Genomic DNA, 23206 nt, shown 5'->3' with positions numbered 1-23206 from the left:
GGTCTGACCAGTAAACCAGACGAGACGGCAGGGTCAAGATGGAATTCGAGCCGGTCGCCCCTGTCCGCGCGTACCAGCGTGTCGTCGAACAGATCGAGGAAGCCGTGTTCAGCGGCCGGATCAAACCGGGCGACCGGCTGCCGAGCGAACGCGAACTGATGGTCCAGTTCGACGTCGGCCGCTCGACCGTGCGCGAAGCGCTGCGTGTGCTGCAAGCGGCGGAGATGATCCGCTCGCGGCCCGGAGATCCGCGCGGACCCGAGGTGCTGGCCGCCTCCCCCGCCGCGTTGCACCGGTCGATGCACCGGCTGGCGCGGGCCGACCATCTCGGCTTGTCCGAACTCCTGCAGTTCCGCATGGTGCTCGACGGTTCCGCACATCTGCTCGCCGCGCAGCTCAGGACGGAAGACCATCTCGCCGAACTGGACGCCGCGCTGGAGGCGATGCGCGCCGGCGTCTCGAAGGGATTCGCGGAGTTCTCCCACGCGGACGTCGCGTTCCACGAAGCGATCGCCCGTGCGACGGGGAATCCGTTGCTGGTGATCAGCGGCGAGGTCGTGCGCGGCGTCGTGCTGGAACTCATCGAGGACAAACTGGAGCACGCCGACGACCGGACGGCGTTGATGCGCAACTGGCTGACACATCACGAAGAGGTGCTCGGCGCGATCCGGGCCTCCGACGGTGAACGTGCTTCGCGGCTGGCGAAGCAGGCGCTGTATGACAACTACGCCGAGTACGTCCCCGAAGAGCAACGACGTCTCTTGCGGCCACTGCTCGCTTGACCCGCCTCTACACTCACTCAGGTGGGGGATATCAACAAACCTTCGACCACCCGGCAAGGCGTCGGTCTCGCGCTGTCCGGCGGCGGCTACCGCGCGATGTTGTTCCACACCGGGGCACTGTGGCGGCTCAACGAACTCGGCTGGCTGTCGAAGATCTCGACGTTCTCGAGCGTTTCGGGCGGCTCGATCGCGGCCGGCGTGCTCGCGCACGCTTGGGCGGACCTGAAGTTCGCGAACGGTGTCGCGGGCAACTTCGCCGACAAGGTCGTCGCGCCGATCCGGAACCTGGCACGTAAACGGCTCGACATCCCGGTCACCTTGCTCGCCATGGCCGTTCCGTGGCGAAGCGCCGGCGAGGAGCTCGCGCGGGTGTACGCGAAACACCTCTTCGGCGACTGTTGCCTCAAGGACATCGACCCGACCGGCCCGCAGTTCGTCTTCACCGCGACGAACCTCCAGGACGGCGCGCTGTGGTGGTTCTTCCGGCAGGACGGCCCGCACGGGAACATCCCGCTCGCGACCGCGGTGGCCGCGTCTTCCGCGTTCCCGCCGATGCTTTCGCCGGTGGTGATCCAGGATCCGCATTCCGACGAGCGGAAACGCAAGATCGTGCTGAGCGACGCCGGCGTCTACGACAACCTCGGCCTGGACCCGGTCGAAGGGCACGCGACGGTGCTGGTGAGCGACGCGGGCAAGCGGATGAAGGTCACGCCGAAGGTCAGCCGCGACTGGGGACGTCAGCTGCTGCGCGTGCTCGACGTGATCGACAACCAGGTGCGCGAACTGCGGCGCGGCGCGCTGCTGAAGTCCTATGTGGAGAAGGATTTCACAGGCGCCTACTGGGGGTCCTACGTCGATCTCGCGAATTTCCAGCTCGAAGATTCGCTGCCCGCGCCCGCCGAGCTCACCCACGTGCTGGCGGAAACCCCGACGCGCCTGACGAAACTGCCGGAAGTGCTGCAGGAGCGGTTGATCAACTGGGGTTACGCGGCGTGTGACGCGGGGATGCGGAAATGGGTCGACACCGAGGCGGCGGCTCCGGCCGGATTCCCGTTCCCGGCCGCCGGAGTGGGCTGAAAGCGTCCTTCACCGCGTCGGATGCGGTGAAGGACGCTTTCAGCTCACCCGGCCAGATTCGCGTAGACGATGATGTTGTCCTTGTAGCTGTGCTCTTCATGGTCGAAGACACCGCCACAGGTGATCAACCGAAGCTGCGGTTTGTCCGTGTTGCCGTAGACCGCTTCCTCGGGGAACTGGTCCTTGGGCACCTGGTCCTTCTTCTCGACCACGAACTTCAGGCTCTTGCCGTCGCTGCGCTCGACGAGCACCTCGTCACCCGGGTCGACGTCCTTGAGCTTGTAGAAGATGCCCGGCTGCTTGTTGCCGTCGACGTGGCCGAGCAGGATCGACGGGCCGACGTCGCCCGGCACCGGCGAAAGCCGGTACCACGCGGCCTGCATCGGGTTCTTCGCCGACGGGACGGACATCTTGCCGTCCTTGCCGACCGCGACGGTGACCAGACTCGATTCCGCGCCGATCTTGGGGATCTTCACGTTCGTCGGACGGGTCCCGTTGTAGGGCTTGACGACCGGCGGAGCCGATTCCGACGGCGCCGCCGCGGCGGGCGGGGCGGGTTCGTCGGTGCCGCATCCCGTCAGCGCGAGGGAAAGCACAAGGGCGGCCGCGACCACGCGGCCGCCCTGCGTCAGGAGCTTCATCGGATCAGGCCGCGGTGGCGCCGAAACCGGTCTCGATGCCGCCCTTCGGCTTCAGCTTGACCTGCTTCGCCGGCTTGGTGCCCGGCGCGGTCGCACCGCCGCCGACAGCGCCCTCGATCTCGATGTCACCCTTGCCCGGCTTGCCGTCGCAGGTCCAGGTGAAGGTGCTCGAGGTGCCCTTGAAACCGGGCTTGGCGTTGACGACGTAGATCCACAGGTAGGCGTCGCCGCCGTCCTGGAACGAGTCGACGACGGTGAAGTCCGGCGAGGTGACGTCGGTGGGCTCCGAACCGCACAGGATGGCCAGCGCGCCCTCGTCGCCCTCGACGTACCCGGCGCCGACGTTCAGCTCCGGCTTCGGCGGGGTCGTGGTGGTCGGCTTCTCCGAGGTGGAGGTCGACGGCTTGGCCGAGGTCGGCTTGCCGCTGGTCGAGGTCGGGGTGCTGCTCTCGGACGACGGCGGAACCGACGTCACCTTGCCGCCCGACCACGAGGGCGGGTTGCTGACCTGGCCGCCGGACCACGAAGGCGAGGGCGCCGTGGTGGGCGCCTCGCTCGTCGGCGCGGGAGGCGTGGTCGTCGTTTCGGTCTGCGCCATCGCGACCGGCGTCACGGCCAGCGAGAGGACGGCGCCGGCCAGCACCGCGCCCGCGAGGCGGCCCAACGTCTTCTTCAAAGTGATCTCCCAGTGAAAAGCATCGCAACGCACGGTGACAGCCACCCTGCGACCACCCGGGGAAGATTCCCACGTATGGGTGACAGCGCGATCCTGCCGGAAAAACGCGGCCGGACGTAGCGAATAGGCGGTGACAAAAGCCACCGTGAAAACGGGTAACGCGGGATTGGCCTCGGCCGATACGAAGGGCCGGAAAGTCGCTCAACAGAGGGAAAAACTCGCGGCGACGAGGGAATGTTAACACCCGGACGGCCCGAATGGTTGCCACGCGGAAGTATTTTCCGCCTGTCGTCAGAACACCAGGAACAGAGCGATGGCGAACGACAGCACACCGAAGAGGCCCCCGGCGAACACCCAGGGCTTCGGCGACGTCCGGTTCCGCACCGCCCGGCCGCCGCCCACCCCCGCGATCAGGAGGCCGAGGCCGAACCCGATCCCGGGGATGAAGGTGGCGAGTGTCCGGTTCTCCGCGTCGCAGGCCCAGACCCCGTCACTCGGACAGGGCGCCGCCGCGAGTTCGGCCAGCAGGCCCGCCGCGACGATCGCGACGAAGCCCAGCACCAGGAGCCAGAACAGGCCCCACAGCCATTGCCCGAGCCGCCGAGGCGGTTTCGTCTCGTCCACGTGCCCAAGCTAGCCGAGCGCGGAGGCCAGATCCGTCCAGAGATCTTCCGGATCTTCGAGCCCGACGCTGAACCGGACGAGCCCGGCGGGCACGTGGGCGTCGCCCGCCATCCAGGCCCGCCGCTCGACCAGGCTCTCCACCCCGCCGAGGCTGGTGGCGGCGCGGATCAGCCGCAGCGATCCGATGACCTTGTCCGCGGACTCGGCGTCCGGGAGTTCGAACGCGATCATCGTGCCGGAGCCGGGATAACGCACCCGGGTGATCGCGGGGTGGTCGAGCAGCCGCGCCGCAAGCAGCTTCGCCGTGCGGGTCTGCTCGGCGAGCCGGACCGGCAGGGTCCTCAGCCCGCGCAGGGCCAGCCACGCTTCGAGCGCGCCCGGCGTCGCCCCCAGCCTGGTGCGCGCGTCGCGCAGGCCGTTCGCGACGCCTTCGTCGGCCGCGATGGTGAGGCCGAGCAGAAGGTCGCTGTGGCCGCCGATGAGTTTCGTCGCGCTGTGCACGACGATGTCGGCGCCGAGGTCCAGTGGCCGCTGCCCGAGCGGGGTTGCGAACGTGTTGTCCACCGCGACCAGGCCGTTCGCCGCGGCGGCGATCGTCTCGATGTCGATGACGTCGAGCGTCGGATTGGTCGGCGATTCGAGCCAGAGCAGGTCCGCGTCCGCGGCGGCGACCCAGGCGGCCGTGTCCTCCGGCTCGATCTCGGTCACCACCAGGCGGCCGGTGCCGTGCGCGTGCGCGAGCAGCCCGCGCGATCCCGCGTACGAAAACGTCGGGACACACACCTTCGCTCCGACCGGCAGGGTGTCGACGACCGCGCTGAGCGTCGCGATCCCCGACGCGAACGCGGTGGCGTGCCCGCCTTCGAGCGCGCCGATCGCGGTTTCGAGGGCCTCCCAGGTCGGGGTGCCGTCCTGGCGCGAGTACGCGCGGTCGGCACCGGCGTCGAAGGTGCTCGCCGCGACGATCGGCACGTTCAGCGGCTCGCCGGGGCCCTCCGGGCGTCCGGCGGCGATGGCGAGGGTGCGGGGTGACCAGTCGTTCGTGTCCACCCCGCCACCGTAAACCGTGCCCGCGTCAGTGGGCGTACACCTCGAACTCGTAGAGGGAGTAGCCGTACTTCGTCCCTCGCTGGACACCGGCCATCCGGACATAGCGGGCATCCGCCGCCTCGAAGGCGACATTGTCCGTGCCGCCGTCTCCGTCCACTATGGACGCCGCGTCCCGCCAGTTCGTCCCGTCGGACGAGACCTGCACCTTGTACGCCTTCCCGTACGCGGATTCCCACTGCAGCACCACCCTGGACACGCGCTGCACCGAGCCGAGGTCCACGGTGATCGACTGGTTGTCACTCCAGCCGCTGGCCCAGCGCGTCGAGAGGTTGACGTCGATCGCGTTGGACGGCGGCGAGTTGTACCAGCCGGTCTCGTGGCTGCTCGCGCTGACCGACCGGCCGGTGGCGAGGTTGGCGATGGTGTCGCCGCGTTTCGCCGGGAACTCCACGACCTGTTGGAAGGTCGGCCGGTTCTGGGTGCTGATCTTGTCCTGCGTGATGCCGCCGAGGGCGCGGTGGATGATCGTGTCGGCGCACCACTGGTCGCCCGCGGCGCAGTCGCCGTCACCGGGATACACGGTGTTCGCGGGCTGCGCGGCCGCCTGGGTCAGCGAGTCGAGCAGCACCTGACGGCACGCGGTGACGTCGCCGCCGCCGCAGTACTTCACGGCGAGCGGACCGGCCACGTTCTGCCCGAGGACCGAACGGATGTCCTTGTGCACGTAGCCCCACCAGCCGGACTGGTACGACGAACCGGCGTGCCCCTGGCCGACGTGTTTGCCGGGGACCTCGTTCTGCCAGCCGGAAGGCGACTCGTTGATCTTCAGCACCCCGACCATGGCGCCGTAGGCGGCGTCACCCATTCCGGGTTTGAACTGCGCGTTGACCAGCAGCGGCCACCAGGCGTCCATGATGCGGATCGCGTCGGCGTTGGCGTAGGCCTTGCTGCCCGGCGAGGTCTCCGAGCGCAGACCGCCCGCGGCGAGCCAGGTCTTGAGCTTCGCCACCGCGTCCGCGGCCGGTCCGGTCACCGGCGCCTTGTCGATCACCTTGAACAGTTCCGGCAGCACCTTCTCGGCGCGGAGGTCGGCCAGCGCCGCCTCCTCCATGGCCTGCGTGAGGTTCACCCGCGTCACCTTGGTGCCGCTGGAGACCATCTTCTTGACCCGCGCGTCGATCAGATCGCCGCGGTGCACGGAACTCTTGTCCGCGCCGCTGGCCGCGTAACCCTTGGCCTGCGCGTTGTTCCAGCTGATGTAGTAGTCCTGGTTGATCGACTGCGGATGCTGCGAAGACGGCGTGTAGTTCGCGAGGTTGCCGTCGGGATTCCAGCCCTGCCAGTCGAATCCGGCGTCGGCCTTCACCGGCATGGCCGGGTCGACGTTCGGATTGCGGACCGGGTTCGAGCCGGAGTTGAAGTACGCGACGTCACGCGAGTCGGCGTAAAACCAGTTGTAGGTCTGGTTGACGTCGGCCGCCGCGGCCTGGAAGTCCTGCGCGGATTTGATCGCGTCCGGGTCGTTGAACTTCTGGAAGCCGATGATCGTGTCGATCTCGTGCTGGAACGTCGACCGCAGCGACGCGTACGCCACCGGTTTGCCGCCGACCAGCGCCCGGCTCGTCACCGGCCCGTACTTGGTGCGGAAGCTGCGCAGCGTGTACGACCCTTCGGCCGTCCCATCGGCGACCGTGGGCTTCCACGCGTTCTTGCGTTCGACGATCTCGAACGGCAGGCACTGGCCGCGGAACCGGTAGAAGTTGGAGTTCTTCGTCGGCGCGGAGCCGTTCTGCTCGCACAGTTCGACGGCGTAGGTGTCGATGATGTCCTGCGACGCCGAGGTCGCGCTCCACGAGTAGTCCTTGCCGCGGCCGAGCAGCACGTACATGCTGATGCCCGCGAACGAGGCGCCGCGCGCGCTGATGCCAGGGCCCTGAAGTTCTTGCAGCATCAGCAATTGCGGTGCGAAGTAGCCGGCCTGCGGGCCGAAGACGGCGACGGGGTGGCCGCTCGCGGTCTTGGCGCCGGACACGACCAGCGCGTTGGACATGCCGTGCTTCTCCGACAGCAGGTTCCCCGGCAGGACACCGTCGTCGAAGATGCCGCGGACGGCCTTCTGGTCCTCGGGCGCGGGAACGTCCACCTTGGCGGGTGTCGCCGTCCCGGCGGAACCGGTCGGGTCGAAGACCAGCTGCTGCCCGGTGACCGAACCCTTGTCCGGCATCGCCGCGCCCTGCGGGTTCGACGGCGCCTTGCCGTAGTCGAAAGTCTGTCCATTGTGGAGGGTCTTGACGGTCTCGGGATCGTCCTCGGACCGCAGGCTCTTCCAGACCTTGTCGCCTTGTTCGAGGCCGTACTTCTCCTGCAGCGCCATCTTCGCGATGGCGTTCTGCACCTCGCCGCCACCACCGGCGCCGAACTGCGCTCCGACGACGGCCGCGAGGACGACGAGGTCGGTGAGCTTGAACGGCTCGATGGTCCCGGCGTTCGTGATCGCGTCGACGTGCCCGGTGAGCACGTACTCGCCGGGGAAGTAGCGGCCGCTGTGCGCGTCGGAGATGTACTTGTTGACACCCTGGACGTAGGCCTCGGCGTCGGCCTTGCCCTGCGCGCCACGCGGGCCACTGGCCGCGGCGTTGTCGATCTGCTTCTGGAGTTCCTGCTCGGTGTACGGCGCCGAGGCGAAGAAGCTCTGCTCGAGTTCACGGTTGCCCTGCGCGCCGCCGGCGTACGAGGTCAGCTGGCCGCGGCCGACGCGGCGCATGATGTCCATCAGCCACAGCCGGTCCTGCGCGGCGGCGTAGCCGGCGCCGTACATCGTGCCCGGCCGCGTCGTGCCGACGATCCGGGGCACACCGGTCGCCTTGTCGCGGGCGATCGTCACGTCCGAACGCGGTTTGATCGTGCTCTCGACCTGCCCGGACGGAACGCCGAACGAGGCGTCGTTGAAGAACTGGTTGATCTTGTCCGTGGTCAGTGTCTTGTAGCCGTCTGCGAGCGAGGCGTACTTGCCGAGCTGATCGGCCGAATGCGCGGGCCGGGTGCCGAACGCCTTGTGCGCCAGGATCTCGGCGAGCGTGGCGTTCCCCTTGGTGCCGGGCGGGAGGATGTCACCGCACTGGCCGCCACAGTAATCGTCGAGCGCGGCCGCCACCACCGAGCTCTGTGGCGCCTCCGCGGCGTTCGCCTGCAAAGCCGGAACGGTGCCCGCCACCAGCGTCAGCCCCGCCAGCGTCGTCAAGACCCGTATGCCTCGTCGCATGAAAGACCTCCGTCGTCGGAGAGTGACGAGGCGCACACTACCCACGGGTATCCAAATTTGTGAAGACTATTCGCGTTCTTGCCACCGTTCGGCGGAACACTCGCCCTGCGGACCCGGGACCTGCGCAGGTAGCTTATGGACATGTCTTTGGAGAAGCCCCAGATCGACCGCCCGGAGGGCCCCGCGCCGTCCGACCTGGAGAAGTCCGACATCACCGTCGGCGATGGCCAGGAGGCGAAGGCCGGCGACACCGTCTCGGTGCACTACGTCGGTGTCTCGCACTCGACCGGCGACCAGTTCGACGCCTCGTGGGACCGCGGCGAGCCGCTGCGCTTCGGCCTCGGCGCCGGCCAGGTCATCCCCGGCTGGGATCAGGGCGTGGCCGGGATGAAGGTCGGTGGCCGCCGCAAGCTGGTCATCCCGCCGCATCTGGCCTACGGCGAACGCGGCGCCGGCGGCGTCATCAAGCCGAACGAGACCTTGATCTTCGTCGTCGACCTCATCGGCGTGAACTGATCTGATTCACCCGGCCCGGCGGAGATTCTCCGCCGGGCCTTTTTCGGGTCTACGGTGCTGTGATGAGCGTCGACGTGCGCACCGAGATCGTCATCGACGCGCCTCGTGACGAAGTCGCGGCCTACGCGGCCGATCCGTCGAAGGCGCCGAGCTGGTACGCGAACATCAAGTCGGTGGAGTGGGAAACGCCACCACCGCTCGCCGTGCGCTCGAAGATCGCCTTCGTGGCCGAGTTCCTCGGCCGCCGCCTCGCCTACACCTACGAAATCGTCGAGTACGTCCCGGGCGAGCGGCTGGTGATGCGCACGGCCGAAGGCCCGTTCCCCATGGAAACGATCTACACCTGGACCACCGAGGGCGCCGGAACCCGCATGACCCTCCGCAACCGAGGCACCCCCACCGGCTTCACGAAACTCGCCGCCCCGCTCCTGGCCGCCAAAATGCGCAAGGCCAACACCACCGACCTCCGCACCCTAAAAACCCTCCTGGACCAGCACTAACCACCCCAGGCCCGAGGCCAAGCCCCGTCCCAAACCAACCACCCTGCCAACCGCCACCGACCGCACCGTGGGGGGTCCGGGGGGCTCGGCCCCCCGGGTACTGACGAGCGACGACCTCACGAAAGAAGGCCCCGTCGCGTTAGCGAAGGGGCCTTCAACCAAGGGTGGGCGAGGAGGGAGTTGAACCCTCACGTCCTTTCGGACACACGGACCTGAACCGTGCGCGTCTGCCATTCCGCCACTCGCCCGAGTGCTTCGTTCTCTGACAGCTCGCAAAGCGTAGCAGGCGGATTTCACGGGTTTCACCGGGGGCCGTGTCCGACTGGCCGTACCCGGATAGGATCGACGGGGAAGCACACGTGTGAGGAGGGTTGCCCGGTGGGCCGCGTCGAACGGTTTGACAGACGGCTCGAGAACCTCGTGGGCAATACCTTCGCGCGCATGTTCGGTGGCAACGTCGTCACGCAGGAAGTGGCGGTGGCGCTCGAGCGCGAGAGCGAGGAGAACGTTCGTGAGCTGGCCGGTGGTCGACAGCTCGCTCCCAATCACTACATCGTGTCGTTGGGGCAGGCTGATCACGAACGTATGGCCGGAGACGAGCGTCGGGTCACCTCGGTGCTGGCGGAGGCGGTCAAGGAACACCTCGCCGAGCACGGATGGGACACCTATGGTGACGTCGTAGTTTCGCTCGAGCGCAACGAGGCGCTGCATACTGGACAGTTCAAGACCCGTTCGTCCGTCGATCCCGACGTCAAGCCCCACGGCGCCGAAGGTTCGTCACGGTCGGCACGACCCAGCAACGCAGGAGACCCAGCAATGAGCCAGCCCCCCGGCTACGGCCAATACGACCAGGGTGACCCGTACGGCCAGCAGGGCCAGTACGGCTACGGACAGCAGGCTGGCCAGCAGCAGCCCGGGTACGACCAGGGTTATGGCGGCCAGCAGCAGGGCGGCTACGACCAGGGTTACGGCGGCGCGCAGCAGCCCGGCTACGACCAGTACGGCGGCCAGCAGCAAGGCGGCTACGACCAGGGCTATGGCGGTCAGCAGCCTGGTTACGACCAGTACGGCGGTGGCCAGCAGCAGCCCGGGTACGACCAGGGCTATGGCGGCGGCGCACAGCAGCCCGGCTACGACCAGTACGGCGGTGGCCAGCAGCAGCCCGGGTACGACCAGGGTTACGGCGGCGGCGCACAGCAGCCGGGTTACGACCAGTACGGCGGCCAGCCGCAGCAGGGCGGCTACGACCAGTACGGCGGCGGCCAGCAGCAGTACGGCCAGCCCGCCGCGGATCCGTACGCGCAGGGTGGCGGCTACGGCGGCCAGCCGGCGGCGGGCCGTGCGCTCACCGCGAGCCTCCAGCTTGACGACGGCTCGAACCGCTCGTACTCGCTCAAGCAGGGCGGGAACGTCGTGGGCCGCGGCCAGGACGCCGACTTCCGGCTCCCGGACACCGGTGTCTCCCGCCGTCATCTGGAGATCACCTGGGACGGCCAGAGCGCGACGCTCGCGGACATCGGTTCGACGAACGGCACCACCGTCAACGGCACCCCGGTGCAGACGTGGCAGCTGGCCGACGGCGACGTGATCCGCGTTGGCCACTCGTCTCTCGTGTTCCGTACGCAGGGCTGACCGGCGGCGTCCGGAGGGGGTATCGCAGAATTGCGGTGCGGGACCTGTGGTGGATCGGCACCGCGGGTCGTACGCGGAGAGCAAGGCCGTTCGGAGCCGACCATCCCGGACGGCACGGGCTCTCCGCGGCGTACAGGAGAAACGGGAGCGGACACAACAAGTGCCAGAGCTGGTCGTTCAACTCACCAGGGTGGGCTTTCTCGTGCTGCTCTGGCTCTTCGTGTTCGCCGCGTTGCGTGTCGTCCGTTCGGATCTTTACGCGGCCTCCGGGCTGCGCGTGGCCGTCCCGACGTTCGGCCGCAAGAAGAAGGAAAACAAGAAGCCGCGCGGCGGGAAGTCGCCGCAGCAGCTGCTGGTGACCCATGGTGCGCTGGCGGGAACCAGGATCGCCTTGGACGGCAGGCCGATCCTGATCGGCCGCGCCGACGACTCGACTCTGGTGCTGGACGACGACTACGCGTCGACCCGGCACGCCCGGATCGCCCTGCGCGGGGAGGATTGGTACGTGGAAGATCTGGGTTCGACGAACGGGACGTACCTCGACCGGGCTAAGGTCACGGCACCCCTCCGGGTCCCGCTCGGAGTCCCCATCCGGATCGGCAAAACGGTGATCGAGCTTCGCCCATGACTCTCGTCCTCCGCTACGCGGCTCGCAGCGACCGGGGCCTGGTGCGTTCCAGCAACCAGGACTCCGTGTACGCAGGTCCCCGCCTGCTCGCCCTCGCCGACGGCATGGGTGGGCACGCAGCGGGTGAGGTGGCCAGCAAGGTCGTCATCGCCTCCCTCGCGCCCCTAGACGACGACGATCCCAGCGACGATCTTCTCGCTCAGCTGCGTGAGGCCGTCCAGAACGGCAACGCCGCCATCGCCGAGCTCGTCCAGCAGGACCCGGACCTCGACGGGATGGGCACGACCCTGACCGCCGTGCTGTTCGCCGGTTCGCGGATGGGTGTCGTGCATGTCGGCGACTCGCGGGCGTATCTGATGCGCGGCGGTCAGTTCTCGCAGATCACGCGGGACGACAGCTTCGTCAACGAACTTCTCGAACAGGGCCGGATCACGCCGGAAGAGGCCGCGGTGCACCCGCAGCGGTCGCTGCTGCTGAAGGCGCTGACCGGACACGAGGTCGAGCCGAGCCTGACCGTGCGCGAGGCCCGCGCCGGCGACCGGTACCTGATCTGCTCGGACGGCCTGTCCGGCATGGTCAGCGACGAAACGCTGTCCGAGGCGATCCAGATCCCGGATCCGCAGGCCTGCGCGGACCGGATGATCGAGCTGGCGCTCAAGGGCGGCGGCACGGACAACGTCACGGTGATCATCGCCGACGTCGTCGACGTCGACTTCGGTGAGGACGCGCCCATCGTCGGCGGCGCAGCCGGGGACGGCAGTGACGAATTCCACCAGGGCGACTCCCCCGCCGCCCGCGCTCGTGCGCTGACCCAGCCCGCGCCGCAGCCGCGGCCGGAGGTCCAGCCCCAACAGGAGGACCCGAAGGTCAAGCGCCGGAGGCGATTTCGCTGGCTGGCGGGAGCGGTGGTCGTCCTGATCGTGCTGGCCGCGGCGGCGATCGCCACGCGGTACTTCGTGCTGAGCCAGTACTACGTCGGCGAGGGGCCCGGCGAGGAGGTCGTGATCTACCGCGGCGTCCCCGGCAGCATCCTCGGCATCGACCTGCACGCCTACGAGCAGGGCTCGTGCCCGCCGGGCGGGCTGTGCACCGACAAGCTCCTGGTGCCGGCGCTGCAGGAGGACGCGCGGATCGCGGTGAAGAACGGCGTCAAGAAGGACAACCTCGACGACGCCCGCAAATACATCGACGACTTCCTGCGGCCGCACAAGCAGCTGGCCGACTGCAAACCGGCCGCCAGCTCGACTTCCACGCCTCCCGCGTCGTCGCCGCCCCCTGCGTCGTCGGCATCCCCTTCGACCCCCGCCTCGCCGAGTTCGGCGAACCAGCCTGCGGGGAGGGACTGCTCGACGCCGGCACCGGCAGCACCAGGGGGCGGTAATTGATGAGCACGCCGCTCGCCGATCCGGCTTCGGCCCAGTTCGCCACGAATCCTCCGCGCGAACTGCCCAAGCGGCGCGGGACCGAACTCGTCCTCCTTGCGTTCGCGACCTTCATCGTCACCGTCGCGCTCGTGCTGGTGGAGGCGAACCAGGAGCAGGAACTCACCAGCTCGATCATCTGGCTGGGCCTTTCGTACCTCGCGGTGCTGACGGCGGCGCATCTGGCGGTCCGCCGCTGGGCGCCGTACGCGGACCCGGTGATCCTGCCGTGCGTCGCGCTCCTGAACGGGCTCGGCCTGGTGATGATCCACCGGATCGACCTGGCGCTCGCGGAACGCGCGGTGCAGCAGGGCAAGGAGTACACGCCGGACGTCACCAAGCAGGTGCTGTTCACGGCGATCTCGCTGGTGCTGTTCGTGGTGGTGCTGGTCGTGATCAGCGACCACCGCACGCTGACCCGCTACGGCTACACCTGCGGTCTGGTCGGCATCGTGGCGCTCGCGCTGCCCGCGGTGCTGCCGTCGAGCCTTTCCGAGGTCAACGGCGCGAAGGTCTGGATCAAGCTGCCGTTCTTCTCGATCCAGCCCGGCGAGTTCGCGAAGATCCTGCTGATGATCTTCTTCGCTTCGTTCCTGGTGACGAAACGGGACCTGTTCATGGTCGCGGGCAAGAAGATCGTCGGCGTCGAGCTGCCGCGTGCCCGTGACCTCGGCCCGATCCTGATCGCGGCGGCGGCCTGCCTCGGCGTGCTGGTGTTCGAGAAGGACCTCGGGACGTCGCTGCTGTTCTTCGGCGTCACGCTGATGATGTTGTACGTCGCGACCGAGCGGATCATCTGGGTGGTGCTGGGCGTCGGTTTCTTCGCCGCCGGCGCGATCATCGCCTACAACCTGTTCACACACGTCCAGCAGCGCGTCCGCAACTGGATCGACCCGCTCGCCACCTACGACGACGCGGGCGGCGGGTACCAGGTCGCGCAGGGGCTGTTCGGCCTCGGCACCGGCGGGGTCGGCGGCACCGGCCTCGGCGCCGGGCGGCCGGATATGGTCCCCGAGGCCAAGACGGACTTCATCACCACCGCGATCGGCGAGGAGCTGGGCTTCATCGGCCTCGCCGCGATGCTGATGCTGTACCTGATCCTGGCGACGCGCGGGATGCGCAGCGCCCTCGCGGTCCGCGACACCTTCGGCAAACTCCTCGGCGGCGGCCTCTCGTTCGCCATGGTCATGCAGATCTTCGTCGTCGTCGGCGGCGTCACGAACCTGATCCCGAACACCGGGATCACCGCCCCGTTCCTCTCGCGCGGTGGTTCTTCACTGCTCGCGAACTACATCCTGGTGGCCCTCCTGCTCCGAATCTCCGACGCCGCCCGCAAACCCGCGGCGCGGCCGAAGCCGCAGCAGCCTCAGGCACCGCTCGCCGAAGCCCACACGGTGATGGTGCAGCGGCCGTCCGCGAACGGTGAGGGGAGCGCCTCGTGAACACCCCGCTCCGCAAGGTCGGTATCGCCATGCTCGTCATGGTGGTGCTCCTGCTCGCCAACGCCACCTACATCCAGGTGGTCAAGGCCGACGACTACCGCACGGACTCGCGCAACCTGCGGGTGCTCTACGACGAGTACTCCCGCCAGCGCGGCCTGATCGTGACGCCGGACGGCACGGCGCTCGCGAAGGTCGAACCGTCGAACGACAAGTACAAGTTCATCCGGACCTACGCCGACGGCCCGATGTACGCGCCGGTCACCGGCTACTACTCGATCAACTACGGCTCGGGCGGCCTGGAGCGGTCCGAGGACGAAGTGCTCAACGGTTCGGACCCGCGGCTGTTCGTGCGGCGCCTGTCGGACATGGTCACCGGCCGCGACCCGCGCGGCGGGAACGTGCGGCTGACGATCAACCCGGCCGTGCAGAAGGCCGCGTACGACCTGATGACGCAGAAGGGGTACACCGGCTCGGTGGTCGCGATCGAGCCGAAGACCGGACGCATCCTGGCCATGGTCTCGACGCCGTCGTACGACCCGAACAAGCTCGCCTCGCACGTCGGCAAGGAGCAGATCGCGGCCTGGGGCCAATGGCGCGACGACCCGAAGAAGCCGATGCTGAACCGCGCGATCTCGGAGACCTACCCGCCCGGTTCGACGGCCAAGCTGCTGGTGACCGCGGCCGCGCTCGAGAACGGCAAGACGGCGGACATGCCGGTCAACACCGCGCCGAACGTGAAGCTCCCCGGCACGCAGACGACGCTGGAGAACTACGGCGGCGCGGCCTGCAAGGGCAGCACGCTGAAGGAAGCGCTGCGGTACTCCTGCAACGTGCCGTTCGCCGAGCTCGCCGGCGAACTCGGCAAGGACAAGCTGAACGCGACGGCGAAGAACTTCGGTGTCGGCGAGGATCTGGCCGTGCCGATGCGGGTCGCGGCTTCCTCCCTCGGGCCCCTCGAGTCGAAGGCCGCGCTGTACCAGAGCGCCATCGGGCAGCGCGACGTGCGGCTGACCCCGATCCAGGACGCCCTGCTTTCGGCGACCATCGCCAACAACGGGATGGCGATGAAACCGCAGCTCGTGCAGGCGCTGCTGGCGCCGAACCTGTCGACCATCGAGGACTACAAGCCGACCGAGCTGACCGGCGACGCCGCGATGTCCAGCGCGAACGCCGCGATCCTGCGCGACATGATGCTGGCGTCGGAGGAGAACACGAAGGGTGCGGGCAAACGAGGCGACATCCAGATCGCCTCCAAGACCGGCACCGCCGAGCACGGCAACGACCCGAAGAACACCCCGCCGCACGCCTGGTACACCGGGTTCGCGCCGGCCATGGACCCGAAGATCGCCGTCTCGGTGATCGTCGAATCCGGGGGTAACCGCGGGCTCGAAGCGACCGGTGGCACCGTGGCCGCGGAGATCGGCCGCGCCGCCGTCAACGCCATGCTCGGGGGTGGATAGCGGATGCTGTCCTCGGGTCAGCTGCTGGCCGACCGGTACAAGCTGACGAACCGGATCGCCGTCGGCGGGATGGGCGAGGTCTGGCAGGCCAGTGACACGCGGCTGGACCGGACGGTCGCGGTCAAGATCCTCAAGGCGGAGCTGTCCGGCGACGCCGAGTTCCTGCACCGGTTCCGGACCGAGGCGCGGATGACCGCGTCGCTGAACCACCCCGGCATCGCCGCGGTGCACGACTACGGCGAGACGGTCGCGGACGAGCTGTCGATCGCGTATCTGGTGATGGAGCTGGTCGAAGGCGATCCGCTGGCCGCGATCATCACCCGCGAAGGACGGCTGAACGCCGAGCGCACCTTGGACATCCTGGAGCAGGCCGGTAACGCGCTGCAGGCCGCGCACGAAACCGGTCTCGTGCACCGCGACGTCAAACCGGGCAACATCATGGTGACCCCGGCCGGCCAGGTGAAGATCACCGACTTCGGCGTCGCGAAGGCCGCCGACGCAGCCCCGGTCACCAGGTCCGGCATGGTGATGGGCACCGCCCACTACATCGCCCCCGAGCAGGCGCTCGGGCACAACGCCGAACCCGCGAGCGACGTCTACTCGCTGGCCGTGTGCGGCTACGAATGCCTCACCGGGCACCGGCCGTTCCTCTCGGAGAACGCGGTGACGGTCGCGATGATGCATATCCGCGACCTCCCGCCGCCGCTGCCGCCGGACGTGCCGCCGGGTGCCCGCGCGGTGATCGAAGCGACCCTGATCAAGGATCCGAGACAGCGGTACAACAGCGGCGGCGAGTTCGCGGCCGCTGTCGCAGCGGTCCGCGCGGGGCTGCCCCTGCCGACCCCGTCGGGGCTGGTCAACGTGGCGTACTCCACGGGGCAGCCGGTGATGCAGCCCGGCCCGCACTCGCCGCCGAACCCGATGGTGGCCGTGGGGCCCGCGTCGCATCCCGCGATGCACCCGGTGACCGGACCGCCACCCATGGCGGTCCGCCGTCTGCCCGGCAGACGGCCACAATGGGGCTGGTGGCTGCTGCTCGCGGTGATCCTGATCGCAGTACTGGTGGCAGGGGCCTTCCTCATCGTGAGACTGGTCGGTTCGGGCAACGGACCGCAGTCGGGCGGCGTGGAAACGAGTGAACACGTGCCGGCTCCGGGTAAGAAGTCCGAAGGTCCTCCGCCGACATCCGCGTACCCCGCGGTTCCGACGGAGGGCGGCACCGAGGAGCCGGCCGGACAGGCGAATCCAGGAATGATGAGCAGCAAACCTTGGACGGAATGGAACGGCACGCAGAGATGAGCACACCAAGACTGCTCAGCAACCGCTACGAGCTGGGCGAGACGCTCGGCTACGGAGGCATGTCCGAGGTCCACCACGGCCACGACGTGCGCCTGGGCCGGGAGGTGGCGATCAAGATCCTGCGTGCCGACCTGGCGCGGGATCCCCAGTTCCAAGAACGATTCCGTCGCGAGGCACAGAACGCGGCGGCACTGAACCACCCGGCCATCGTCGCCGTCTACGACACCGGCGAGACGAACACCGAGTTCGGCCCGCTGCCCTACATCGTGATGGAGTACGTCGAAGGACGGACTCTGCGCGACATCGTGAAGACCGAAGGCCCGATGTCGCAGAAGCGGGCCATGGAGGTCATGGCCGACGTCTGCGCGGCACTGGACTTCTCGCACCGGCACGGCATCGTGCACCGCGACGTCAAACCGGCGAACGTGATGATCACGAAGAACGGCGCCGTCAAGGTGATGGACTTCGGCATCGCGCGCGCCATGCACGACGGGCAGTCCGCGATGACGCAGACCGCCGCGGTGATCGGCACGGCGCAGTACCTCTCGCCGGAGCAGGCCCGCGGTGAGTCCGTCGACGCGCGTTCCGACGTCTACGCCGCCGGCTGCGTGCTGTACGAACTCATCACCGGCGAGCCGCCCTTCACCGGCGACTCGCCCGTGGCGGTGGCGTACCAGCACGTCCGGGAAGACCCGAACCCGCCGTCGTCGGTGAACCCGGCCGTGGCGCCCGAGCTCGACGCCGTCGTGCTCAAGGCGCTCGCGAAGGGCCCGGCGAACCGCTACCAGTCGTCCGCGGAGATGCGTTCGGACCTGGTCCGGACGCTGTCCGGTCAGCGCCCCGCCGCGCCGATGGTGATGTCGGAGGACGAGCGCACCCAGGTCATGGACTCCGACCGCCGGGTGCCGCCGCGCTACGACCAGTACGAGGACGAAGACGAAGACCCGGCCGCGAAGAAGAAGCGCCGGGCCTGGCTCATCGCCGGTCTCGTGGTCTCGCTGGCCGCCGTGGTGCTGCTGATCATGTGGCTGTCGAACGCCTTCAACAGCGACAGCGCCGAAAGCAAGGCGATCCCGAAGGTCACGGGTCAGTCCGAGGCCTCGGCGAAGGACACACTCCGGGGTGCGGGGTTCAATTCGTTCGAGCCCACCAAGAAGATCCCCTGCACCGGTGAAGCCGTCAACGGTTTGCCCGCCTGCGACGAGAACATGATCGACAAGGTCATCGCGATCAACCCGGCCGAGGGCCAGGTGACGCCGACCACGGACAAGATCACGCTGACCGTCGGCGCGAAGCCCGAGAAGGTCAAGACCCCGGACCTCAAGGGCAAGACCGTGGCCGAGGCCACGGCCGCGCTGACCCAGGCCGGTCTGAAGCTCGGCGCGACCACCGAGGAAGAGACCGAAGACACGAACCAGGCCGGCAAGGTCATGTCGCAGAACCCGAGCGCGCAGGCCGAGGTGGACCAGGGCTCGAAGGTCGACATCACGGTCGGCAAGGGCAAGGAACTGAAGACGGTCCCGAACTACAAGGGCAAGACTCAGGCCGAGGCCGAAGCCGGGTTGAAGGCGGCCGGGTTCACCCCGCAGGTCACCAACGTGGACTCCGACCAGCCCAAGGGCACCGTGATCGACCAGACCCCGAACGGCGGCAAGCTGCCGGTCGGCAGCGTGGTCAAGCTGTCGGTGTCGAACGGCAACCAGGAGACCTTCGACATGCCGAACCTGAAGGGCATGACCGAAGATCAGGCGACGCGGCAGCTGCAGCAGCTGGGCTGGAACGGTCAGCTGGACACGCAGGCCGACAAGAACGGTGACCGGGATCAGGCGGGCAAGGTCAGCAAGACCAACCCGCAGGCCGGTTCGAAGGTCGCGAAGAACGCGCCGATCACGCTGTTCATCGTCGAAGGCGACGAAACGTCGACGACGTCGAGCTCGCGGCTCTTCCCGCCTCCGTGATCCAGCGCTGACGTGAGCAGGGCCCCGCACGGTTTCGTGCGGGGCCCTTTTGCGCTGAGTCCGGGCGCGGCCACGACTGTCCACATGTCGTGAGTGATAAAGAGGGTTAGAACGCTCTTTATCACTCACGACCCCATCGCAAGACCACCCCTCATCAGGACGTCAGGCCGCGCAGCAGTCCCTGGTAAGCCTGCGTGATCCGTCCGGCGCTCGTCCGCACCACGACCGCCTTCGGTCGCGTGGCGATGAGCGCCACGAGCCGGTCGTACATCTCCGCCAGCCGTTCTGGCCCGCCCAGCATCTCGTGCGCCTCGACGTGTTCGGGCTCCGCCGCCGCGCGTGTGCGTTCGGCGAACCGCCGGAGCACGTTGTCCTTGGTGTCGAGGAGGACGATCTCGTGGAACTCAGCGGCCGTTTCGACGGCGAGCGTTTCGAGCCGTTCGAGGAGATCGGCGCGGCCGAGGAATTGCGGGACGATCACGTCGTGGCCCGCGAGCAGCTGGGTGCGAGCGGCGCTCACGGCGAGGTCGCGGGCGAGCGTCCCGGCTTTCGCGGCGTTCTCGCGCCAGGCGCCGAGCAGGCCGCGGAGCCGGTCGATGTCGAGGTTCAGCGTCAGCGGATGGTCTTCGGCGTACAGCCGGGCGAGGGTCGACTTCCCGCAGGCGGGCGGACCGTTGAGCACGATGAGCCGCGGCATCAGGCGTTGCGCCGGAGCAGATACCCGACGGCCGTGGCGCTCAGCAGCAAGGCGGCCACCGCCGCCACGACGGCCACCACGAACGGGCCGGTCAGTGGTTGTTGCGAGGTCAAGGCCCGCAGCAGCGGGTTGGCCAGCGGCAGCCATTTCACCAGGAGCACCGCCGCGAGGGCGAAGATCGCGGCCAGGACGGACCAGCCGACGCGCGGGACCAGCAGCCGCGAACACGGCAGGCCGATCGCGATCCCGAACAGCGCGCACAGCGCGTGCGCAGCCGTCCCGAGGGCGAGCGCGCCGATCGGGAAGCCGCCTGAACGCAGGCCCGACCACAGCACCGTCACGAGGATCAGCACGGCCGCGCAGCCGAAGACGGCCAGCGTGGCGCCGCCGAGAACCGACCGCCAGCGTCGTGCGTGGCTGAAGGTCACCAGCCGCTGCACCGGGTCTTCGACGTCGAGCATCGCGATGGTCAGCCAGCACGAGACCACCAGGAGCGAACCCGCGCTGATCCCGTACTGCGGTAGCAGCGGCGACTTCGGATCCGTGTAGAGCACGGTGTTCACCGCGATGTACGCGAGGATCGCGGGCAGGTAGCGCTGGGAATGGCCGAGCAGCGCGAGGTAGTAGCGGGTCATGGCGAGCACGGCGCCACCTCCCGGACCGAAAAGCCGCGGTTGAGCGCGCGGAGCAAGACCGCGTCGGCGTGCCCGGCTTCGACCGTCAGGACGACCTTCCCGTCCTCGGCCACGACGTGGCTCACGCCAGGTTCCGAAGACCAATCGCCGCCGGGTCCGTGAAGCACGATCCTTGTCGCGTTTTCGGCTCTTGTTTCGACACGGGTCAGGACGCCGTCGTCGATCCGGTAGACGTCGTCGGCGTGGGCGTGCACGACGGAGGCCCGGTGGTCGGTGAAGACCACGCTCGCGCCCCGTTCCTTGGTCTCGGCGACGAGTTCGCCGAGCACGGTGTGCGCTTCGACGTCGAGACCGGACCAGGGCTCGTCGAGGATCAGCAGGTCCGGCTCGGCGAGGACGGCCTGGGCGAGGCCGACCTTCTGGGCGTTGCCCTTCGACAGTGTCCGCAAGGGCGCGTCCGGGCCGCCGACCAGCGCCAATCGGTCCAGCAGGGGATCGATCGCCGACAAGTCGACATGGCCGTCGATGCGGGCCATATGCCGCAAGTACGCCCTGGCGCTCATCCGCTGCCCCGCCGGGAAGCGGTCCGGCAGGTAGCCGACACGCGGATCGCCCACGACGGTTCCCGAGGTCTCCCGGGAGAGTGCCGCGAGGATCCTGAGCAGCGTCGACTTCCCCGACCCGTTCGAGCCGAGGACGCCGAGCACGCGCCCCGCCGGAACGTCGAGGTCGACGCCGGTGAGCACGGGTTCGCCGCGGCCGTAGCGCTTACCGACTCCTTCGAGCCGGATCAGCGAGGTCACGCAGCAGCGGCCTTCTGCAGCGCGCGGGTCGCCTGTTCGAGCTCGTTGACCGTGGCGTCGGGGACCGGGTGCCCGGCCGCGGCCATCCAGTTCGCGAGCATCCGGTGCCCGCCCTGGGTGAGCACGGACTCGGGGTGGAACTGGACGCCTTCGAGCGGCAGCTCGCGGTGCCGCATGCCCATCACGACACCGGACTCGGTGCGGCCTGTGATCTCGAACACGGTCTCGTCGATGGTTTCCGGCAAAACGGTCAGCGAGTGGTACCGCGTGGCGGTGAATTCCGCGGGGAGCCCGGCGAGCACTCCGTCGCCCGAATGGTGGACTTGACTGGTCTTGCCGTGCAGCAGTTCCGGGGCGCGGTCGACGGTGGCGCCGAAGACGACTCCGAGGGCCTGATGGCCGAGGCAGACGCCGAGCATCGGGATGCGCTTCTCGGCGCATTTGCGGATGACGTCCATGCTCTGACCAGCGCGTTCCGGGGTTCCGGGGCCGGGAGAGACGAGGACCGCGTCGAACTCGCCGAGCTTGTCGATGTCCACCACGTCGTTACGCCAGACGGTGCAGTCGGCGCCGAGCTGGGCCAGATACTGGACCAGGTTGTAGACAAAACTGTCGTAGTTGTCGACGACGAGCACGCGCATGTGGCCAGCTTAGCGGCTCCCACCAGGTGGACCGTACGCCAGATCACAATGATTGTTAGGGCTGCCTAACTTACCGTGGTAGGAGTGAGCCGTTCTCTTCGTGTAGCCATCGTGGGTGCCGGTCCGGCCGGCATCTACGCCGCCGACATCCTCGACAAGTCCGACGCTGACGTGACGATCGACCTGTTCGAGCGCATGCCGGCGCCGTTCGGGCTGATCCGGTACGGCGTCGCGCCCGACCACCCCCGGATCAAGGGCATCGTCACCGCCCTGCACAAGGTGCTCGACAAGCCGAACATACGGCTGCTGGGCAACGTCGACTACGGGACCGACCTGAAGCTCGACGACCTGCGCCAGTTCTACGACGCGGTGATCTTCTCGACCGGCGCCATGGCCGACCGCGCGCTCGACATCCCCGGGATCGACCTCGACGGCAGCTACGGCGCCGCCGACTTCGTCTCCTGGTACGACGGGCATCCGGACGTGCCGCGCACCTGGCCGCTGAACGCGACCTCGGTCGCGGTGCTCGGCGTCGGGAACGTGGCGCTCGACGTGGCGCGGATCCTCGCGAAGACCGCCGACGAGCTGCTCAGCACCGACATCCCGGACAACGTCTACCAGGGCCTGAAGGCCAGCCCGGTCACCGACGTGCACGTGTTCGGCCGCCGCGGCCCGGCTCAGGCGAAGTTCACGCCGCTGGAGCTGCGGGAGCTGGATCACTCGCCGAACGTCGAGGTCATCGTGTACCCCGAGGACATCGAGTTCGACGAGGGCAGCATCGCCGCGCTGCGGGCGTCGAAGCAGATCGACATGGTCGTGAAGACGCTTCAGGAGTGGGCGATCCGCGACCAGGGCGACCGGCCGAAGCGGCTGCACCTGCACTTCCTGCACTCGCCGTGCGAGATCGTCGGCGAGGACGGCAAGGTGACCGGCCTGCGGACCGAGCGCACCGAACTGACCGGTGACGGCAACGTGCGCGGCACCGGCGAGTTCCACGACTGGGACGTCCAGGCCGTCTACCGCGCGGTGGGCTACCTGTCGTCGCATCTGCCGGAGATCCCGTTCGACCACACCACCGGGACCGTGCCGAACCAGGCCGGCCGGGTGCTGGACATCGACGAGGAGCAGGTGCCGGGCGTCTACGTGACCGGCTGGATCAAACGCGGTCCGGTCGGCCTCATCGGCCACACCAAGGGCGACGCGGCCGAAACCATCGCGAGCCTGCTGGCCGACGCCGACAACCTCACGGCCCCGTCCGTCGAGGACCCCGACGCGATCCTCGGCTTCCTGACCGAACGCGGCGTTCCCTTCACCACCTGGGAAGGCTGGGGCAAGCTCGACGCCCACGAGAAGGCGCTGGGCGTCCCGCACGGCCGGGAACGCGTCAAGGTCGTGGAGCGCGACGAAATGACCCGCATCTCGCGAGGCTGAACAACTGCGCGTGAAGGCCCCCTTCCCTCGG

General features: G+C 68.5%; 21 protein-coding genes and 1 tRNA gene. 12 read left to right on the top strand and 10 right to left on the bottom strand.

Going from position 1 to position 23206, the window contains the following annotated elements:
• Nucleotides 1–38 precede the first annotated feature (38 nt).
• Nucleotides 39–782 carry a FadR/GntR family transcriptional regulator gene (locus tag ACFWIW_RS01915; protein ID WP_378366661.1) on the top strand — a complete coding sequence of 248 codons (744 nt, stop codon included), beginning with the start codon at nucleotides 39–41 and terminating at the stop codon, nucleotides 780–782.
• 21 nt (nucleotides 783–803) lie between these two features.
• Nucleotides 804–1859 carry a patatin-like phospholipase family protein gene (locus tag ACFWIW_RS01910; RefSeq protein ID WP_378366660.1) on the top strand — a complete coding sequence of 352 codons (1056 nt, stop codon included), beginning with the start codon at nucleotides 804–806 and terminating at the stop codon, nucleotides 1857–1859.
• Nucleotides 1860–1903: 44 nt separating this feature from the next.
• Here ACFWIW_RS01910 and ACFWIW_RS01905 read toward each other — a convergent pair whose 3' ends face one another.
• From ACFWIW_RS01905 to ACFWIW_RS01885, 5 genes are all read right to left on the bottom strand, one after another.
• Nucleotides 1904–2500: a class F sortase gene (locus tag ACFWIW_RS01905; protein WP_378366659.1), complete on the bottom strand. Its 597-nt coding sequence runs from the start codon at nucleotides 2498–2500 to the stop codon at nucleotides 1904–1906.
• A 4-nt stretch (nucleotides 2501–2504) separates the two neighbouring features.
• Entirely contained in the window at nucleotides 2505–3176 is a 672-nt protein-coding gene (locus ACFWIW_RS01900; protein WP_378366658.1) for a hypothetical protein, read from the bottom strand.
• A gap of 291 nt (nucleotides 3177–3467) precedes the next feature.
• The gene (locus tag ACFWIW_RS01895; protein WP_378366657.1) at nucleotides 3468–3800 is read right to left on the bottom strand and encodes a hypothetical protein; all 333 of its coding nucleotides are present in this window, start codon (nucleotides 3798–3800) and stop codon (nucleotides 3468–3470) included.
• Nucleotides 3801–3809: 9 nt separating this feature from the next.
• Nucleotides 3810–4850 carry a trans-sulfuration enzyme family protein gene (locus ACFWIW_RS01890; protein WP_378366656.1) on the bottom strand — a complete coding sequence of 347 codons (1041 nt, stop codon included), beginning with the start codon at nucleotides 4848–4850 and terminating at the stop codon, nucleotides 3810–3812.
• Between the two features lie 25 nt (nucleotides 4851–4875).
• Nucleotides 4876–8112, bottom strand: a complete 3237-nt coding sequence (locus tag ACFWIW_RS01885; protein WP_378366655.1) for a penicillin acylase family protein — start codon at nucleotides 8110–8112, stop codon at nucleotides 4876–4878.
• A 141-nt stretch (nucleotides 8113–8253) separates the two neighbouring features.
• Here ACFWIW_RS01885 and ACFWIW_RS01880 point away from each other — a divergent pair, with 141 nt between their 5' ends.
• On the top strand, nucleotides 8254–8628 hold the full coding sequence (locus ACFWIW_RS01880; protein ID WP_378366654.1) for an FKBP-type peptidyl-prolyl cis-trans isomerase: 375 nt from the start codon (nucleotides 8254–8256) through the stop codon (nucleotides 8626–8628).
• Nucleotides 8629–8690: 62 nt separating this feature from the next.
• Nucleotides 8691–9128 (top strand): SRPBCC family protein, encoded by a 438-nt coding sequence (locus ACFWIW_RS01875; protein ID WP_378366653.1) that lies wholly within the window; start codon nucleotides 8691–8693, stop codon nucleotides 9126–9128.
• Nucleotides 9129–9293: 165 nt separating this feature from the next.
• Here the strand turns inward: ACFWIW_RS01875 and ACFWIW_RS01870 are convergent.
• A tRNA-Leu gene (locus ACFWIW_RS01870) sits at nucleotides 9294–9376 on the bottom strand.
• A gap of 130 nt (nucleotides 9377–9506) precedes the next feature.
• Between ACFWIW_RS01870 and ACFWIW_RS01865 the strand changes: the two genes are divergently transcribed.
• The 7 genes from ACFWIW_RS01865 (at nucleotide 9507) to pknB (ending at nucleotide 18968) form a co-directional block, all read left to right on the top strand.
• Nucleotides 9507–10760, top strand: a complete 1254-nt coding sequence (locus ACFWIW_RS01865) for a DUF3662 and FHA domain-containing protein (protein ID WP_378366652.1) — start codon at nucleotides 9507–9509, stop codon at nucleotides 10758–10760.
• Nucleotides 10761–10920: 160 nt separating this feature from the next.
• A complete protein-coding gene (locus tag ACFWIW_RS01860; protein WP_007030429.1) occupies nucleotides 10921–11388 on the top strand; it encodes an FHA domain-containing protein in 468 nt (155 codons plus the stop codon).
• Complete coding sequence (locus ACFWIW_RS01855) at nucleotides 11385–12773, top strand: PP2C family protein-serine/threonine phosphatase (protein ID WP_378366651.1); 1389 nt, start codon at nucleotides 11385–11387, stop codon at nucleotides 12771–12773. Before ACFWIW_RS01860 ends, ACFWIW_RS01855 begins: the two co-directional genes overlap by 4 nt.
• Nucleotides 12773–14251 (top strand): FtsW/RodA/SpoVE family cell cycle protein, encoded by a 1479-nt coding sequence (locus ACFWIW_RS01850; RefSeq protein ID WP_378366650.1) that lies wholly within the window; start codon nucleotides 12773–12775, stop codon nucleotides 14249–14251. Before ACFWIW_RS01855 ends, ACFWIW_RS01850 begins: the two co-directional genes overlap by 1 nt.
• Nucleotides 14248–15711, top strand: coding sequence for a peptidoglycan D,D-transpeptidase FtsI family protein (locus ACFWIW_RS01845; protein ID WP_378366649.1), 1464 nt, complete (start codon nucleotides 14248–14250; stop codon nucleotides 15709–15711). Before ACFWIW_RS01850 ends, ACFWIW_RS01845 begins: the two co-directional genes overlap by 4 nt.
• Nucleotides 15712–15714: 3 nt before the next feature.
• Nucleotides 15715–17010, top strand: coding sequence for a protein kinase (locus tag ACFWIW_RS01840; protein ID WP_378366648.1), 1296 nt, complete (start codon nucleotides 15715–15717; stop codon nucleotides 17008–17010).
• Nucleotides 17007–18968 (top strand): Stk1 family PASTA domain-containing Ser/Thr kinase, encoded by a 1962-nt coding sequence (gene pknB, locus ACFWIW_RS01835; protein WP_378366647.1) that lies wholly within the window; start codon nucleotides 17007–17009, stop codon nucleotides 18966–18968. The genes ACFWIW_RS01840 and pknB overlap by 4 nt, the downstream gene beginning before the upstream one ends.
• A gap of 154 nt (nucleotides 18969–19122) precedes the next feature.
• Here pknB and ACFWIW_RS01830 read toward each other — a convergent pair whose 3' ends face one another.
• From ACFWIW_RS01830 to ACFWIW_RS01815, 4 genes are read right to left on the bottom strand one after another with little or no spacing between them, the layout of a single operon-like run.
• Nucleotides 19123–19665 (bottom strand): AAA family ATPase, encoded by a 543-nt coding sequence (locus ACFWIW_RS01830; RefSeq protein ID WP_378366646.1) that lies wholly within the window; start codon nucleotides 19663–19665, stop codon nucleotides 19123–19125.
• Nucleotides 19665–20309, bottom strand: a complete 645-nt coding sequence (locus ACFWIW_RS01825) for a hypothetical protein (protein WP_378366645.1) — start codon at nucleotides 20307–20309, stop codon at nucleotides 19665–19667. The genes ACFWIW_RS01830 and ACFWIW_RS01825 overlap by 1 nt, the downstream gene beginning before the upstream one ends.
• The gene (locus tag ACFWIW_RS01820) at nucleotides 20297–21103 is read right to left on the bottom strand and encodes an ABC transporter ATP-binding protein (RefSeq protein WP_378366644.1); all 807 of its coding nucleotides are present in this window, start codon (nucleotides 21101–21103) and stop codon (nucleotides 20297–20299) included. The genes ACFWIW_RS01825 and ACFWIW_RS01820 overlap by 13 nt, the downstream gene beginning before the upstream one ends.
• Nucleotides 21100–21744 carry an aminodeoxychorismate/anthranilate synthase component II gene (locus tag ACFWIW_RS01815; protein ID WP_378366643.1) on the bottom strand — a complete coding sequence of 215 codons (645 nt, stop codon included), beginning with the start codon at nucleotides 21742–21744 and terminating at the stop codon, nucleotides 21100–21102. Before ACFWIW_RS01815 ends, ACFWIW_RS01820 begins: the two co-directional genes overlap by 4 nt.
• A gap of 111 nt (nucleotides 21745–21855) precedes the next feature.
• On the opposite strand from ACFWIW_RS01815, the gene ACFWIW_RS01810 reads away from it, so the two are divergent.
• Nucleotides 21856–23175 carry an FAD-dependent oxidoreductase gene (locus ACFWIW_RS01810; RefSeq protein WP_378366908.1) on the top strand — a complete coding sequence of 440 codons (1320 nt, stop codon included), beginning with the start codon at nucleotides 21856–21858 and terminating at the stop codon, nucleotides 23173–23175.
• The last annotated feature ends 31 nt before the right edge of the window (nucleotides 23176–23206 follow it).

The organism is Amycolatopsis sp. NPDC058340 (assembly GCF_042723975.1).
Lineage (GTDB): Bacteria > Actinomycetota > Actinomycetes > Mycobacteriales > Pseudonocardiaceae > Amycolatopsis.
Note: the sequence above shows the minus strand (reverse complement) of the source record. Positions and strands in the feature narration are given on the sequence as shown.

Excerpts from the sequence above, each read along its gene's own strand:
- pknB (WP_378366647.1), top strand. The coding sequence starts at position 17,007 with ATGAGCACACCAAGACTGCTCAGCAACCGCTACGAGCTGGGCGAGACG.
- ACFWIW_RS01855 (WP_378366651.1), top strand. The coding sequence starts at position 11,385 with ATGACTCTCGTCCTCCGCTACGCGGCTCGCAGCGACCGGGGCCTGGTG.
- ACFWIW_RS01830 (WP_378366646.1), bottom strand. The coding sequence starts at position 19,665 with ATGCCGCGGCTCATCGTGCTCAACGGTCCGCCCGCCTGCGGGAAGTCG.
- ACFWIW_RS01840 (WP_378366648.1), top strand. The coding sequence starts at position 15,715 with ATGCTGTCCTCGGGTCAGCTGCTGGCCGACCGGTACAAGCTGACGAAC.
- ACFWIW_RS01885 (WP_378366655.1), bottom strand. The coding sequence starts at position 8,112 with ATGCGACGAGGCATACGGGTCTTGACGACGCTGGCGGGGCTGACGCTG.
- ACFWIW_RS01875 (WP_378366653.1), top strand. The coding sequence starts at position 8,691 with ATGAGCGTCGACGTGCGCACCGAGATCGTCATCGACGCGCCTCGTGAC.
- ACFWIW_RS01850 (WP_378366650.1), top strand. The coding sequence starts at position 12,773 with ATGAGCACGCCGCTCGCCGATCCGGCTTCGGCCCAGTTCGCCACGAAT.
- ACFWIW_RS01915 (WP_378366661.1), top strand. The coding sequence starts at position 39 with ATGGAATTCGAGCCGGTCGCCCCTGTCCGCGCGTACCAGCGTGTCGTC.
- ACFWIW_RS01880 (WP_378366654.1), top strand. The coding sequence starts at position 8,254 with ATGTCTTTGGAGAAGCCCCAGATCGACCGCCCGGAGGGCCCCGCGCCG.
- ACFWIW_RS01815 (WP_378366643.1), bottom strand. The coding sequence starts at position 21,744 with ATGCGCGTGCTCGTCGTCGACAACTACGACAGTTTTGTCTACAACCTG.
- ACFWIW_RS01905 (WP_378366659.1), bottom strand. The coding sequence starts at position 2,500 with ATGAAGCTCCTGACGCAGGGCGGCCGCGTGGTCGCGGCCGCCCTTGTG.